The organism is Salegentibacter profundi, from assembly GCF_054121475.1.
Map to the genome: position 1 here is coordinate 20,509 of NZ_JBSYGG010000002.1, position 14,545 is coordinate 35,053.

The following is a 14,545-nucleotide window of genomic DNA, read 5'->3' on the forward strand; positions in this document are numbered from 1 at the left end:
GGAAACACTATAGGAATAAATTATCCAGTACCAAGTGTTCAGAATTTTTTGTGTGGTAATACATACTATAAAGTATGGAATGACTTTAGAAGAATCTTCTTAATTTTTGCGTCTTTATCCATATGATTTAAAAGGTCCGGGGAAAGCTCCAAAAGTTATTGCATTACGGAGAGAAAAAAAACCAAGTTGCTTATGAAGGTATTGATTATTTTAGGTCATCCAAGAAAAAATAGTTTTTCTTCTGCTCTTTCAGATGCTTTTTCAGATGGTGCCAAAGAGGCGGGGGTCCAAATTAAACGTTTGATCATAGCAGAGATGAGCTTCGAACCTAATGTGATTTCTTCTTCCCCAAAAAATCAACCTTTTGAAAAAGACATCAAAGATGCACAAGAAATGATTTCCTGGGCAGATCATCTTGTTTTTGTTTATCCCACCTGGTGGGGTACCGTACCCGCCATCTTAAAAGCTTTTTTTGATCGGGTCCTGACCGCAGGATTTGCATTCGATGAAATTGAAGGAGGAACGGGATATGCAAAATTGTTGAAGGGCAAAACGGCACAACTAATTACCACCATGGATACCCCTTTATGGATCTATAAATATATCTATAGATCTCCTGGTCATAATGCAGTGGGCATTGCTACATTAAAATTTTGTGGGATCAATCCAGTTCGAATACTTCAGTTTGGTCCCGTTAGGCATTCCACTATTAATAAACGTAAAAAATGGCTTGAAAAAACCAGGAAACAAGCTTATAAATTAAGAAATGGGAAATTAACCGAAAAAGAAAAAATATTAAGAATATTGGGGGCATGGATAAAAGCAATAAGGTTTCAATTTTATCCAATGAGCTTACTTGCTTATTCCTTAGGGGCGCTCGCAGCAACAAGAACTGGCTTGGTATTCAACAGTTCTATTTTCTTGATTGGATTTTTTTGGGTGTTTTTTCTTGAAGTTTCCACGGTGCTCTCGAATGAGAAATACGATTATCTTTCAGATAAAAATAATAAACTGTTTGGACCTTTTACTGGGGGGTCCCGAGTTATAGTCGATAATATTCTGAGTTTTTCACAAATGAATAAAGGTTTCTGGACAACTTTCTTTTTGTCCATTATATTTGCTGTTATTCTTATTTATTTTTCACCAACACCTAGTTTTCCCCATTTGATCTTAATATTTACTTTAACGGTATTGGCATTGGGTTATACCATTCCGCCATTAAAATTGAGCTATCGCGGTCTGGGCGAAGTAGACGTTTGTATCACCCATAGTGTTGGAGTAATTCTTTGTGGTTTTGTGTTTCAGGGCGGAAATTGGAATCATTCTCTTCCCTGGTTGCTAAGTATACCGTTGTTCCTTTCTATTTTTCCATCTATTATTCTTGCGGGTATCCCAGACAGGAAAGCTGATATGGCTGTATCAAAAAGGACTTTAGCAGTAAGATTGGGCAATAAAAATGTTGCGAAATTGGCGCTGATTTTTACTATTACCGCTTTTATAACGGGAATTATTTGGAAAGAAATTAATATTTTGCCGGACATCTATGGCTTTTTGATATATGCTTCGGTTCCACACGGGCTCTATCTTTGCTACAGAATTTTGCGCTATATAAATGAGCCGGCGCATCCAAACCGTATTGACGTATTGCTGTTGCTTTCGTTAAGTTTTATTATGTGGTTTGTATTGGTTCCTTTCCTTAATTTGATATAAAAAATCCTCAGGATTTTAAGGGTTAAAAGAAACAAAAGTTTACAGGTACGAAAATCAAACTATTCCTACATTCTAAAGAGAAGAATCGGCTTTTTAAAAAGACAAAATAATTTAACGAATTCTTGAACTCACGTGGAATTCCCGATTTCGTTATTTATGTTGAAATATCAGCATTAAAAAAGGGTAAATACTTGATTTACAAATACTTACCCTTTTTCATAATAAATGTCAAAAAGTCGGGGTGGCAGGATTCGAACCTGCGGCCTCCTGCTCCCAAAGCAGGCGCGATAACCGGGCTACGCTACACCCCGTAAAAATAACCTTAGTTATTCCGTAATTAATTTTTAGTCTTTTCCGTTCCAAAATACACCTGAAGCAGTCGGGAAGCGGAGGAAATCTATCCCTGTCTTTTCTGACGAAAAGGAGAATAGATAATCCACAGACTAAAAATCTTGCGGAGAGACCGGGATTCGAACCCGGGCATCCAAAAAGGATGACAGCTTAGCAGGCTGCTGCATTACCACTCTGCCACCTCTCCAATATTTATGAACGTCGCAACTATTTTGCGGTTGCAAATGTAACTTTTACTTAGGTAGCTTCCAAACTTTTTACTACTAAAACATACATTAAAAACGCAGCATTATATTAATCACTTTTGCATCAGAATTTTAGAAATAAAAATTTTTAATTTTTACCAGGGGGCATCAAAATTAACGAATAGCTATTCCTTGAAAAATTATTCCAATCTGGGCCCTTTTCCTGGATTAGAAGACCAAAGTAGGCAAAAGATTATTAAAAAGCTTATATTTAATTTTCCAGAACATTCGTTTTGTTTATACCGAGCTGAATAATTCCGCTAAAAGAATGACCATAAAACAAAGTTTATTGAAAGAGCCTATCCTAGAATTTGAACGAATTCTTGAATTAATACCACAGAAACCGCCTTTTGTAATGGTAGACCGGCTTCTCGAGTATACTGAGAACTCAGGAAAGACCGGATTTTTTATTCCCCAAAACAATATCCTGTTAGAGGAAGGGACATTTTCCGAACCGGGCCTCATTGAGCATATGGCCCAAAGTATGTCCCTTTGGCGTGGTTACCAGGGGTTTTTGGCCGGATTAAATTCTCCGAAAACTGGTTTTATCGGTTCGATCCAATCGATAGAGATCTTTGAATTACCTAAAGTTGAAAGCACCTTAACCACATATGTAGAGATTCTTCAGGAATTTAAAAATGTTACTGCAGTTGGCGCAAAGACAATGGATGCGGATGGAAAATTAATTGCCAGCTCAGAAATGAAAACGGTTACGGTTGATTAGTTGAGTGTAGGATAGGAACAGAATTCTCAGAATTTAAGGAATCACCTTTCGGACTTTACGATCATTTTTAAGTAATTTTTTAATACAAATACCCAGAAAGAATAAATGTTATTAAAAGACTTTTATACGGTAGCAGCCTCCAGGGAAAAAGATGGAAAATTGATTACCCATTTAAAGATCAATAAAGACCACGAGATTTATCATGGTCATTTCCCAAACCGTCCGGTGACTCCGGGTGTGATTCTAATGCAATTGTTTAAAGAGGATGTGGAACGCAGTCTGGAGAATTCGTTGCAATTAAAAAGCGCAAACAACGTAAAATTTATGTCTGTAATAGACCCTTTTATCAACAATGATTTGTTCCTGGAGTATTCCTTTGAAGGTAATAATCAAGAAATCAGGCTTAAGGGAATAGCAAAAACCTCTGAGGGTATTTCCTTAAAAATCAATGCGATATACAAATTAATTTAATTACTTTCGCCGAAAATAAAATAGATTTGAGTAGTACACCCATATATCAATCCAGATTTGATGAACTTAATTGTTGCATCCTAATCCCAACATACAATAATGAAAAAACACTTGCTGGGGTACTGCAGGATCTCTTACTTTATACCTCCAATCTGGTCGTGGTCAATGATGGTTCTACTGATTCCACATTTGAGATTCTCCAAGATTTTTCTCAGATAAACATTCATCATTTTGAACAAAATCGAGGTAAAGGAGAGGCCTTAAAACAAGGTTTTATCAAGGCCGAGGAACTTGGTTACCAATATGCGGTGACTATAGATTCTGATGGTCAGCATTATCCTGATGACCTGGATATTTTCTTAAATGAACTCGAAAATAAAAAACCTGAAAGTGAATTACTATTGGTAGGGGATCGAAATATGACCCAGGATGGAATTCCAGGAAAAAGCACTTTGGGGAATAAATTCTCTAATTTTTGGTTTCTGGTTGTAACTGGGATCAATTTGACGGATACCCAAAGTGGTTATCGGTTATATCCCGTAAAAACGGTTAATGAAATAAAACTTTACACAAAAAAGTTTGAATTAGAGATCGAGGTCATTGTAAAGGCGGCCTGGCGGAAAGTAAAGGTTAAAAATATCCCGATAAAGGTTTTTTACGAAGAAAAGAACCGCGTCACCCATTTCAGACCTTTTTGGGATATCACGCGCATCACATTGTTGTATATCTGGTTTGTTCTGGTTAGTTTTTTCTATATCCACCCAAGAAATACTTATGATGATTTTCGAAAAAAGGGCTTTAAGCGCTTTTGGAAAGAAAACATAATTAAGAGCGAAGAACCAGCACATAGGAAAGCTGCAGCCATCGCACTTGGTGTATTTGTGGGAATTTCTCCATTCTGGGGTTTTCATACCCTGTTAGTCTTTATCCTGTCCGCAGTTTTTAAACTCAATAAAGTGGTAGCTTTCTTATTTTCCAATATTAGTATTCCCCCGCTGATTCCTTTTATAGTGTATGCCAGTTATCAGGTAGGTTCCTTTGTAACCGGGAGAGGATTCAGGTGGGAATTACGACCGGAAGATTTCGACTCGGCTACAGATTTGATTCAGAGTTTCTGGCAATATATTCTTGGAAGTTTTGCCCTGGCAGGAATTATTGCGCTCACACTATGGGCCGTGCTATATTTTATGTTCTCTGTGACTAAACAGCGGCAAATTATCAAGCCATGAAACCTTTTTTAAGCAGAGGTCAATTTCCTTTCTTGGAGCTTACGACAATCCAGGACTATTTTTTTATCAAATAAATTGGTAGTAAAGAAAAGAAAGCGATTTCCCCCGTCTTTTATCTGAAAAAGTTTACGGATGCCTGCAACGCTTTCCGGAAAATTCCGAGTGGTAATATTGGCTTTTTTACCCTTAAACTCTTTCTTTAGTTTGGAGGGTTTAAATTCCTTTACATCAATTATTTCAAATGTTCTTCCGGGAAACTCTTTTAAATCTTCGGAAGTAAAGAGATGGGAATTCTTATGCAATTTGAAGGTGCCGGTATTTTGGGCTAAGAGTTCAAAAAGCCCACTTTTCATTATGGCTGCATTGGGTTCATAAAGGTATTTTTTAGGTGAACTTAATTTTGTTTCAGGTTTTTCATTAAGGTCCCCGGAGAATTTCTGAACTTGACCTTTACTAAAATTTATTGTTTTTATAATAGGGGTGCCCCTAAACTCTCTGTTTATAAACCAAAGGAGTTCTTTTACCTCATTGCTATTGGCTACAATATGAATAGATGACACATCTTTTAATTCGCTTAATCCGGAAGTTATATCAAGAAGCGGGGACGTTTTAATAAGCATCCGGTCGGTATGCTTAAATAAAAGATCCAGGTTAGAAGGGATATCCGGCATACAATCTTTGAGTCGAAAAACCTTTCCTCCATGATCGTCACGTCGGGCAGGATCAGCATAGATCAGATCATAAGTTTTATTTTTTTTCTTTAGTTTCAACAGTCCATCTCCTGAAAATACTTGAATATTTAACTTACCAAGTTGCTGAAAATTATGTTTTGCAATTTTCGCTAGCTCCTCATTGAATTCGCAATAAAGGACTTCTTCAAAGACTTCAGCAAAAAAATAGGTGTCTATGCCAAAGCCTCCCGTTAGATCTAATAGTCGTTTACCTTGGAAGAGGGAAGCCTTATACTTTGCCGTGATTTCTGAAGATGTTTGTTCCAGGTTGAGTTTGGGCGGATAAATGATCTGTTCCGTTTTAAACCATGTAGGAATCTTCTTTTCCGCCGTTTTTAATCCAGATATCTGAGTAGCTATCTCGGAAGAAGAAACCTGGGGGAACGGGCTTCCTTTAAGCACTAAACCGGTTAGATCGCTTTTTAGGTTCATCCGGATGAACTTCTGGATTTCGGTTTTTAGAAGCGCTTTATTCAGGGTGCGTGATTTTAAAGATCTCGAGTAAGCCTTTTTACAATTTTATATTCACTAAGAGATTCCTTAGCGATTACCTTCAAAGCGGTGTATACAGGAACCGCTACAACCATCCCCGCAATCCCGAAAAGCAAACCAGAGATTAAAATGATAAGGAAAATTTCCAGCGGATGTGAGCGTACGCTTGCTCCAAAGATCATAGGCTGGGAAATGAAATTATCGATTACCTGGCATATTCCATATCCGAGCATCACATAGCCCAGCCTTGGCAGAATAACGGTAGAAAAATCAGCTCCTAGAAAACTTGAAATGACGAATAATCCCATCAAAATGCCCGCGAAAATTGGACCCAGGTAAGGTATGAGATTCAGAAAGGCACAAATAAAGGCAATGGCCACAGGATTATTAATCTCAAATACGGTTAGTAATATGGTATATAATAGAAATAATACTGTGATCTGTAAAAAGAGACCTACGAAATATCGAGAAAGAAGGATTTTAATTTTATTAAAAACCCGCTGAAATTTCTTTTCTTCTCCGCGATTAGCAAAAACCAGTATTGAATTTAACATTAATTTACTGTCCTTTAGAAGAAAAAAGGATATGAAAATTACCGAGAAGATAGCTATCAGGGCAGCCCCTAATATTCCAAACACATTGTTTAAGAATCTAGGGATCCCCCCAATATCAAAATCCCTAAAAAATTCACTTTGACGCAATCCCTCGATTAAATTGATCTCTTCAACTCCCAGGTAATCATTTATCTCCTGATTAAGTTCATTGAGATCACTTCGGAAAGCTTCAATATCAATTTGACCAAGATGCTGGCTTTGTTCGATTACAATGGGAACAAATACGAACACAATTCCTACTAACATTGCCAGAACCAAAAACAGCACCATGATAACAGCCAATTTATTTGGTATTAACAGCCGATGCTTTAAAAACAGCACAACAGGTCGTCCAATCAGGGAGATTACTCCTGCAACCGCTATATAAATTAGAACGGATTGAATCTCGTATAAGAGATAGAGCAGCAGGATGATACCTACCATAATACCGGTTGCACGTAAGATTCCTAATGTTATAGCTTTTGAATTCACGAGGTAAATATATTATTTCTTGTTGAAAGCAAGTATTGTTTTTGTCATTTCATAGAGCGCAATCCCGGCTGCCTGTGCCACATTCATACTGCTGTTTTCTCCATACATATTGATATGCAGTGTTTTATCTGCAATCGGTAGCAATTCTTCAGTAATTCCTGATACTTCATTACCCAGGATGAGGCATAGAGATTTTCCAGGCTCATAGGTATAATCATCAATGGGCGAGCTATCAGAAGTAATTTCAAGAGCATAGATTAAATACCCTTTTGATTTTAAATTCTCAGCAAGTTTAAGACCATCTTCTTTAAATTCGAAAGGGACTCTTTGATGAGTGCTCCTAGAGGTTTTCTTCAATCTATTGCTGTTAAGGTTAGGAGGAGTTCCTGTGAATATTATCTTTTCAATATTAAAAGCATCTGCCAGTCGAAAAATGCTTCCAATATTTGCCTCTCCGGTAATATTATCAAGTAATAATATTACCGGAAACTTCTTTTTTTCAAATTTAGATTGTTGGTGAATGAGCTGCATCAATTTTCAAAAGCAAATTTAAGAATGTTAGCACCCATTTTTAAGGCATTAAGACGCACATCTTCCGGATCATTGTGAACTTCAGGACTTTCCCAGCCATCCCCAAGATCACTCTCAAAGGTAAAAAGTAATACAAGACGGTTTTCTTCAAAAATTCCAAGGGCTTGAGGCGGTTTTTTATCGTGCTCATGAATTTTTGGCAAACCAGCTGGAAAGTTATAAGCCTGATTAAAAATAGGATGTTTCACGCTTAATTCCTGCAGTGTTCTGTTAGGAAATACCTTTTTTAAAGCTTCTCGTAGATAAGGTTCCATTCCATAATTATCATCGATATGAAGAAACCCACCACTTAAAAGATATTCTCTTAAATTTTCCGCGGCTGAATCGCTAAAATAGACATTGCCATGACCGGTCATATGGATATAGGGATATTGGAAAATATCTGTACTTTCTGGCCTCACTGTTTCCGGTTTTGATGCTATGCTAGTATTGGTATTTTCATTGCTAAAGGCAATAAGGTTGGGTAATGCAGTTGGGTTTGCATACCAGTCCCCACCACCATCATATTTAAGCAGCGCAATTTTCTGGGGGTACACCAAAGAAATACTTGCAAAAATAAGTACAATACCTAACCAAAATTTCATCACAATCTTAGATTTTAATAAAAATAGGAAATAAAATTAATTTTTTACTGATTGGCAAGTACAACAGTATGGCAAGCAACTATGGCCGCGGTTTCTGTTCTTAACCGGTTATGACCAAGACTTACGGGTTGCCAACCATTTTGCAGCGCAAGATCGATCTCTTCGGGGGAGAAATCTCCTTCCGGACCTATTAATATAGTTACGGAGGAGGAAGCCTGGATCATGTCCATTAACTGAAATCTTTGCATTCCTTCCTGGCAATGTGCAATAAATTTTTGCCCTGGAATAGCTTTTTTCAGGAAATCTTTCAGATTTTCCGGTTCGTTTAATTTTGGAAGGCGACAGCGCAATGACTGTTTCATAGCACTCTGCAAAACCCTTTCATAACGATTTAGCTTTACATGTTTTCTTTCACTGTGATCACAGATTACTGGAGTGACCTTATGAAAGCCAATTTCGGTAGCTTTCTCAAGAAACCACTCAAAGCGATCATTCATCTTGGTAGGCGCTACGGCAAGGTGCAGATACCAATTATCCGGATCTTCTTTTGTTGTTTCAATTATTCTTCCGCTACATCTATTGGGATTGGCATCCGTTAATTCTACTGAAAAAAGGGATCCCGCTCCATTGGTGACCTTTAAGATATCTCCGATATTTTTCCTTAAAACCCTGATGATGTGTTTGCTCTCATCCTTAGGAAAGTCTATTTTATTCAGGTTTTCATTGATTTCAGGATTATAAAAGAGCTGCATGTTTTTAGAATTTATACCGTGCCTGGGCGGTTATGGAGAAATCGGCGAAATCTTTTTCGAGGTATTTATAGTGTCCTGCAATAGCAATCATCGCAGCGTTGTCAGTAGTATATTCAAACTTTGGAATATGGCATTTCCAGCCGTGTTTTTTTTCAGCCTCGATCAAAGCATTCCTAATTCCACTATTGGCAGAAACACCACCAGCAATAGCAATTCGGCTAATACCTGTCTCTTTAATGGCCTTTTTTAACTTATCCATCAGAATTCCCACTATGGAGAACTGGATGGATGCACAAATATCTTCAAGGTTCTCGCTTATGAAATCAGGATTTTTCTTGGTCTCCCTTTGAATAAAATAGAGTACGGCTGTTTTAAACCCGCTAAAGCTAAAATTCAGTCCGGGAACTTTCGGTTTTGGAAATTCGAAAGCATTTGGGTTCCCAACTTGCGCATATTTGTCAATTAAAGGACCGCCAGGATAAGGCAAACCTAAGATCTTTGCACTTTTATCAAAGGCTTCACCCACGGCATCATCTGTCGTTTCTCCAATAACTTCCATCTTGAAGAAATCCAATACTTTCACAATTTGGGTATGGCCTCCACTTATAGTTAAGGCAAGAAATGGGAACTCCGGTTTTTCGAAAGTTTCCTCCTCAATAAAATGTGCCAGGATGTGGGCCTGCATATGATTAATTTCAATTAATGGGATATTTAGGCCCATGGCCAAAGATTTTGCAAAAGAGGTGCCTACAAGCAAGGAACCCATTAGTCCTGGACCCCTGGTAAAAGCGATTGCATTTATATCTTTTTTAACGATATTTGCCTGAGTTATGGCCTGGTGAATTACAGGAACTATATTTTGCTGGTGCGCCCGGGAAGCGAGTTCGGGTACAACACCACCATATTGCCTGTGAACCTCTTGTGTAGCCACAACATTAGATAATATTTTACCGTTATGAAGTATGGCCGCAGCCGTGTCGTCGCAGGAAGATTCAATCCCTAAGATGTAAATATTTTGTGAAGCCATTAAGAAATACGGGGCATAGAAATTGTTAATATTGTGTACAAAGTTAAAACATAAAAGCGTATCAAAAAATTCTGGAAAATATTAACTAGAACCTTCGTTGCGCTGGTTTTATTTTTTATTCTACTTCTTATTATTTTCTCTATCCCGGCAGTACAAACTTCGGTGGCCGGGCGGATCACCAAATCCCTTAAAGAAAACAACGATGTTGATGTTTCGGTGGAAAGGGTAAGTTTAGGATACTTTGGTAAAGTTAAGCTCAATGGAGTATTCGTGGAAGACCACCACGCCGATACCCTTATGCATGCCCGTCAACTTAGAACTTCCATATTAAGTCTTTCTAATATCATAGGAGGGAATCCTTCTTTAGGATTTACCCAGGTGGACGGGTTAAAACTTAAAATGAAAAAATATATTAACGAGGATAGGGATAACCTAGCCATTTTTCTTAATAAATTAAAAAAAGAACCTACAGGAGATTCAACGGTTTTTAAAATGGAGATCAGTGCTGTGGAGGTTCTAAATGGACATTATAGTTTTAGAGATGAAAACCGGGATAACCCCGAAATAATTAGTCTCGACAATTTAGCTGTACTTACTAAGGACTTTGAAATAGAAGGTAGTACCATAAGCACTCGAATTATCAATATCAGAGGTAATGAAAAACGAGGTTTTAATATCCATCATCTAAGTTCAGATTTCACTTATAGCCCGACGGGAATGATCCTTGAGGATTTTAACCTTCAAACCCCTTATTCCCTGATAAAGGCTGATCTGAAGCTTGATTACACTTTGAGCGAATTTTCAGATTTTACAAATAAAGTACAAATAAGGGGAGCATTTGAGGAATCTGTGGTTTCAAGCTCTGATTTAAAGTTCTTTTACGATAGTTTTGGGGAAGATCAATTACTGATATTTAATACTAAATTTGATGGGACCCTTAATGATTTTTACCTGGAAGATTTGGATTTAAAGGGAATGGATCGTAGTCGCGTGGATGGCCAGGTCCGGGTAAGGGGAGCATTCTCTCCTGCAGGTGAGGATTTGAGAATTACCGGGGATTTTAACGAGTTCACCTCCAATTATTACGATCTAATTAATTTACTGCCAGGCGACCTTCGTGGAAAATTACCAGAAAATATTAGCGCCTTTGGGAATATAAAAATGATGGGGCATGCCCATCTTACCAAATATTCCCTTGAGGCTGATATTGATCTTACTACCCAGCTGGGGGAAGCCCAAACCACATTTACCCTTGATAATTTTAGCAATGCAAAAATGGCAGCGTATCAGGGTAACCTCATTTTGAAAGAATTTAATTTGGGAAGATTGTTCAATAATCAAAACCTGGGAAAAACCAGTTTCAATTTAAATGTGGACGGCACTGGTTTCGATCAGGAGAGTTTAAGCGCACGTTTGGAAGGCCAGATTTCACAACTTGAATTCAATAATTATAATTATTCCAATATTCGGGTTATCGGTGATATGAGACAACCGGTATTTAATGGCTTGCTTATGGCTAATGACCCCAACTTAAGAATGGAATTCAATGGACTTGCGGACCTTTCAGAAGACATAAACATATATGATTTCGAAGCTGCTGTAAGTTATGCCAACCTCAATAAGCTCAACCTGGTGACAAGGGATAGTATAGCTGTATTTAAAGGGGATGTGATTATGAATATGAAAGGTACTACGGTAGATAATGCCTTCGGCGAGATACTCCTTCTTAATACTTCCTACCGAAATCAAAATGATCTTTATTATTTTGATGACTTTAGCATTGTATCAAGTTTTGAAAGGCAGGTCAGGACCATAGAAATTAACTCCCCGGATGTCATTAGCGGACAGGTACAAGGTGTTTTCCAGGTGGGTGAAATTGTCGATCTTTTTAAAAATTCCCTGGGTAGCATCTACACCAACTATGAACCGGAAACCATAACCAGTAACCAGTTTATGGAATTCGATTTCGATATTTACAATAAAATCGTAGAGGTTTTTTATCCAAAAATAACCCTTGCTCCAAATACATTTATAAGGGGTAGAGTGGAATCGGACGAATCCGAATTCAAGATCACCTTCAAATCGCCAAGGATAGATCTCTTTGGCAATATGTTTGAAAATGTAAATCTTCGGGTGGATAATACCAATCCAATTTATAATACTTATTTCGAGTCGGATAGTGTGGCGACAGACTTTTATAATTTTTCAGAGTTTAGTTTTATAAATGTGACACAGCGCGATACCCTTTTTATCCGATCGGAATTCCAGGGCGGTAAGAAAAATGATGATGTCTTTAATATCAATCTTTTTCATACCATAAATGAAAATAATAAATCGGTGGTCGGAGTTCAGCGATCAGATATCCGGTTTCGGGAAAATATCTGGTATATCAATGAAGACCGCAATCGTAGCAATAAAATAGTTTTTGATAATAATTTTAAGGATATTACTATCGATTCCCTTGTTATGAGTCACCAGAATGAAGAAATTAGACTTAGTGGGGTGCTCCGGGATTCTACCTACAAGGATTTCAGTATGGAATTTGATGATGTGGATATCGGAAAGATTACTCCGCAAATCGACAGCTTACGCCTGGCTGGTGTGCTGAACGGAAAACTTGACCTTTTACAAGAGGATGGAGCCTATTATCCAAATACATCCTTACGGATCGATTCCCTGGATGTCAATGACAACCTTCTGGGCAATCTGGTAATTGATGTGGAAGGTAATCAGGACCTAACCAATTATATGGTAAATGCGACTTTAAGAAATAAGGAATTTGAATCGCTTTCAGCCACAGGAAATATTGAGGTAGCCAGCCAGGAACCCACTATTGATCTTAATGTGGACCTGAAACGTTTTAATATGGCGGCTTTTAGTCCGCTGGGGGGAGATGTCATTAGTAATATTAGAGGTTTTGCAACAGGGAGTGCTGGGGTGACTGGGAATTATAAGAACCCAGAATTTTCAGGACAATTAAACCTCATTGATGCGGGACTTGAAATTCCATACCTAAATGTAGATTTGGATTTTATGGATGATGCCACGATAAATCTTACCGAGCAACAATTCAATTTTGACCAAATTGAAATTAAGGATACCAAATACGGTACTTCTGGAATTCTTGACGGTTATATAAGGCATCGTAATTTCAGGGAATGGATGCTTAATCTGGATATCACTACAGATAGGTTGCTGGTCTTAGATACCGAAGCCAGTGATGATGCCCTGTATTACGGAACAGCATTTATTAGTGGAGATGCCTCTATAGAGGGCCCTACTGATGAACTTGTAATCGAAGTTAATGCCACTACCGAAAGGGGTACGGTATTTAAAATCCCCTTGAATGAAACTGAATCGGCCGGAGATAATTCTTATATCTATTTCCTAAGTCCAGAGCAAAAAGCAGCGCGAATGGCTGGCGAGAATATTGTCACCAGGGAAGTAAGTGGGATTGAAATGGTCTTTGATCTTGATGTAACCAATGATGCGGAAGTGGAAGTTGTAGTAGACCAAACCAGTGGTAGCACCCTTCGCGGTCGTGGAGCAGGAAACCTTTTATTGGAAATCAATACGAACGGAAAGTTTAACATGTGGGGGGATTTCGTGGCCTACGAAGGTGTTTATAATTTTAAATATGCCGGGCTAGTTCAAAAGGTTTTTAAGGTTGAATCAGGCGGGAGTATTAACTGGGACGGTAATCCTGCCCGGGCACAGCTAGATGTTCGTGCGATATACGAGCTTAATGCTAACCCGGCCGTTCTCCTTGAGAATCCCAGTATTAACCGAAAGATTCCGGTGGAAGTAATCATAGACCTCCAGGGAGAAATTATTCAACCAGACATTACTTTTGAAATTGATTTCCCCAATGCAAGTTCCGTGGTACGTTCAGAATTGGAATACCGTATGGATGACAGGGCTAGCAGGGAATTACAGGCACTTTTTCTGGTTACCCAGGGTTCATTTTACAGTGAATTCGGTTTACGCCAAAATGCCATCACGGGAACTCTGGCGGAAAGGGCTTCTAGCATCGTGAATGATATTTTTGCTGATGAGGACGGGAAGTTTCAGGTTGGTGTCAATTATGTACAGGGGGACCGAACTCCGGATCAACAAACCGTCGATAGATTTGGTTTAACCCTTTCAACGCAAATTAGTGATCGTGTAATTATTAATGGACAGGTGGGGGTTCCTATTGGGGGTGTGACAGAGTCCATAATCGTAGGGGACCTACAGATCGATTTCTTACTCAATGAAGACGGCTCTTTGAGGGCAAAGGTGTTTAATAGAGAAAACAATATTCAGTTTATAGGGGAAGAGATTGGGTTCACCCAGGGAATTGGTCTTTCTTATTCTGTTGATTTCGATACTTTCAAGGAATTGATCCGAAAAATCCTTAATAAAGAACGCGTCAAATCAGAGGAAAGGGAAGAACAGGAAAAACAAGCAAAATCTATAGTTCCAGATTATATAACTTTTCCTGAAGCGCAGTTCGATTGAAGGGTTAGGAACTTATCGAAGGCAATTAAAGACGGCTATTTGCTTCTTAGTTC

Annotated in this window: 11 protein-coding genes and 2 tRNA genes; 5 read left to right on the forward strand and 8 right to left on the reverse strand. The window is 38.2% G+C overall.

Annotation, left to right across the window (positions count from 1 at the left end; all coding sequences use genetic code 11):
• Nucleotides 1–192: 192 nt before the first annotated feature.
• Nucleotides 193–1,710 (forward strand): NAD(P)H-dependent oxidoreductase, encoded by a 1,518-nt coding sequence (locus tag ACW6NC_RS02915; protein WP_457863693.1) that lies wholly within the window; start codon nucleotides 193–195, stop codon nucleotides 1,708–1,710.
• A 236-nt stretch (nucleotides 1,711–1,946) separates the two neighbouring features.
• Here ACW6NC_RS02915 and ACW6NC_RS02920 read toward each other — a convergent pair.
• Nucleotides 1,947–2,021: transfer RNA gene (locus ACW6NC_RS02920), tRNA-Pro, on the reverse strand.
• Between the two features lie 144 nt (nucleotides 2,022–2,165).
• A tRNA-Ser gene (locus tag ACW6NC_RS02925) sits at nucleotides 2,166–2,248 on the reverse strand.
• Nucleotides 2,249–2,574: 326 nt separating this feature from the next.
• Between ACW6NC_RS02925 and ACW6NC_RS02930 the strand changes: the two genes are divergently transcribed.
• The 3 genes from ACW6NC_RS02930 to ACW6NC_RS02940 all read left to right on the forward strand — a co-directional run bounded on the left by ACW6NC_RS02930 (nucleotide 2,575) and on the right by ACW6NC_RS02940 (nucleotide 4,730).
• Complete coding sequence (locus ACW6NC_RS02930; RefSeq protein ID WP_457863694.1) at nucleotides 2,575–3,030, forward strand: hypothetical protein; 456 nt, start codon at nucleotides 2,575–2,577, stop codon at nucleotides 3,028–3,030.
• Between the two features lie 105 nt (nucleotides 3,031–3,135).
• On the forward strand, nucleotides 3,136–3,501 hold the full coding sequence (locus ACW6NC_RS02935) for a hydroxymyristoyl-ACP dehydratase (RefSeq protein WP_457863695.1): 366 nt from the start codon (nucleotides 3,136–3,138) through the stop codon (nucleotides 3,499–3,501).
• A 26-nt stretch (nucleotides 3,502–3,527) separates the two neighbouring features.
• A complete protein-coding gene (locus ACW6NC_RS02940) occupies nucleotides 3,528–4,730 on the forward strand; it encodes a DUF2062 domain-containing protein (RefSeq protein WP_457863696.1) in 1,203 nt (400 codons plus the stop codon).
• An 8-nt stretch (nucleotides 4,731–4,738) separates the two neighbouring features.
• On the opposite strand, the gene ACW6NC_RS02945 is transcribed toward ACW6NC_RS02940, so the two are convergent.
• Genes ACW6NC_RS02945 through tsaD form a run of 6 tightly spaced genes read right to left on the reverse strand, consistent with a single transcriptional unit; the run spans nucleotide 4,739 to nucleotide 9,992 of the window.
• Nucleotides 4,739–5,893 (reverse strand): class I SAM-dependent methyltransferase, encoded by a 1,155-nt coding sequence (locus ACW6NC_RS02945; RefSeq protein ID WP_457863697.1) that lies wholly within the window; start codon nucleotides 5,891–5,893, stop codon nucleotides 4,739–4,741.
• Between the two features lie 56 nt (nucleotides 5,894–5,949).
• Entirely contained in the window at nucleotides 5,950–6,990 is a 1,041-nt protein-coding gene (locus tag ACW6NC_RS02950; RefSeq protein ID WP_457864061.1) for an AI-2E family transporter, read from the reverse strand.
• A 60-nt stretch (nucleotides 6,991–7,050) separates the two neighbouring features.
• A complete protein-coding gene (locus ACW6NC_RS02955; RefSeq protein WP_457863698.1) occupies nucleotides 7,051–7,569 on the reverse strand; it encodes a TrmH family RNA methyltransferase in 519 nt (172 codons plus the stop codon).
• A complete protein-coding gene (locus tag ACW6NC_RS02960) occupies nucleotides 7,569–8,213 on the reverse strand; it encodes a DUF4159 domain-containing protein (protein ID WP_457864063.1) in 645 nt (214 codons plus the stop codon). The genes ACW6NC_RS02955 and ACW6NC_RS02960 overlap by 1 nt, the downstream gene beginning before the upstream one ends.
• Before the next feature lie 44 nt (nucleotides 8,214–8,257).
• Complete coding sequence (locus tag ACW6NC_RS02965) at nucleotides 8,258–8,965, reverse strand: 16S rRNA (uracil(1498)-N(3))-methyltransferase (protein WP_457863699.1); 708 nt, start codon at nucleotides 8,963–8,965, stop codon at nucleotides 8,258–8,260.
• A gap of 4 nt (nucleotides 8,966–8,969) precedes the next feature.
• Nucleotides 8,970–9,992: a tRNA (adenosine(37)-N6)-threonylcarbamoyltransferase complex transferase subunit TsaD gene (gene tsaD / locus ACW6NC_RS02970; RefSeq protein WP_457863700.1), complete on the reverse strand. Its 1,023-nt coding sequence runs from the start codon at nucleotides 9,990–9,992 to the stop codon at nucleotides 8,970–8,972.
• A gap of 162 nt (nucleotides 9,993–10,154) precedes the next feature.
• On the opposite strand from tsaD, the gene ACW6NC_RS02975 reads away from it, so the two are divergent.
• Complete coding sequence (locus ACW6NC_RS02975) at nucleotides 10,155–14,492, forward strand: translocation/assembly module TamB domain-containing protein (RefSeq protein WP_457863701.1); 4,338 nt, start codon at nucleotides 10,155–10,157, stop codon at nucleotides 14,490–14,492.
• The last annotated feature ends 53 nt before the right edge of the window (nucleotides 14,493–14,545 follow it).